This is a genomic window from Cytobacillus oceanisediminis 2691, from assembly GCF_007678455.1.
GTDB lineage: Bacteria > Bacillota > Bacilli > Bacillales > Cytobacillaceae > Mesobacillus > Mesobacillus oceanisediminis_A.
On the sequence record NZ_VEEP01000409.1, the window covers coordinates 1 to 235 of the forward strand.

1 protein-coding gene is annotated in these 235 nt (G+C 40.4%); it reads right to left on the reverse strand.

Going from position 1 to position 235, the window contains the following annotated elements; genetic code table 11:
- Positions 1 to 199 (reverse strand): Ykof family thiamine-binding protein (locus tag FS736_RS25690; protein WP_222125126.1); only part of this gene is annotated, 199 nt, incomplete at its 3' end.
- Positions 200 to 235 lie beyond the last annotated feature (36 nt).

Here is a 235-nt window from a genome sequence, read left to right on the forward strand (position 1 = left end):
AGATTGCTTTAAGAACATGAAATAGATGTTGAGACGGGGGGCGTGGAGAGGTGGTAATATGATGTGTGTTGATGGATAGTTTTGTTGTGTGTACTTGTTTGAGTGGTGAGAGGATTATTTGGAGGAATGTGTGTGAGATGGGGTAAATGGAAAATGTTGCGCGAGTAATCTGGGTTGTAGGGCAGAAATTGTTTTCGATTTTGTCAAGGAGTGCGTTTTTTTAAGTTTGGGAAAA